This is a genomic window from Pseudodesulfovibrio pelocollis, assembly GCF_030282845.1.
GTDB lineage: Bacteria > Desulfobacterota > Desulfovibrionia > Desulfovibrionales > Desulfovibrionaceae > Pseudodesulfovibrio > Pseudodesulfovibrio pelocollis.
Map to the genome: position 1 here is coordinate 1 of NZ_JASTWE010000111.1, position 824 is coordinate 824.

Sequence of the window (824 nt, forward strand, 5' to 3'; positions counted from 1 at the left end):
CATAGCATCCAAAGGCATGGGCTTCTTAGTTCTGAAGCTTTGCTTGATTTATTCGAAATCACTAATCATCAGCGCGAGTTACTGCTGGCAAATCACCGGCCAGAGTGTGTTGAGATCCAGCACCCTGTGCATGGACTGGCTACGCTTCGCGATCAAAAACCTATGCGCGAATCCCAGTTGGCACGGTGTTTATCGGACGGGATGACACCCCCAGACTGGTACCGCATTCTTAATCGAAGGACATTCTTCTGGACAACTGAAGAAAGGCTGCGAGGGCTCCTGCAAGCTAGGGCATACCGTGGACGTCAGCATTGTGTCCTAACAATAGATTCAGCCCAGTTGCTTCAGGAGTATGTCGATGCAGTCACGCTTTCTCCATACAATTCTGGATGTACACTTTATAATGCCCCGATGCGTGGGAGAGAAACATTTCTTCCTATGAATGAATTCAACTACGAAGCATGGCGTGAACGCGGTAGGCAACCCAGAAAAGTCATTGTCGAGCTGGCGGTTGACTATGCGGTACAGAACATTGTTCGTTTTACAGACTCTGCGAAGCTAATGCATAGAGGGGAGGTTCTGGAGACCTTCTTTGAGCGGCAGCATGCGTCAATCAATAATTGTGGCTAGTTATACTTGGATATACTAGCTTTGGTTGTGCCTTTACTCGAATTTGCATCACACTGCTTCCAAGAGATGTGTTATTGTACTTTTCCTGTTCTGGTGCATGCTTTACTTGGTATTACGGGTGCCTCACTACACACGCGATGAACTGAACTGGTTATAGCCGGACACTCTGCTCTCTATCTTCCGGCAAGACTTAA

Annotated in this window: 1 protein-coding gene; it reads left to right on the forward strand. The window is 47.6% G+C overall.

Annotated features, from left to right (window positions below; translation table 11 throughout):
* On the forward strand, positions 1 to 630 hold a 630-nt coding region (locus QQS14_RS16410; RefSeq protein ID WP_285908097.1), incomplete at its 5' end, for a DUF7002 family protein.
* Positions 631 to 824 lie beyond the last annotated feature (194 nt).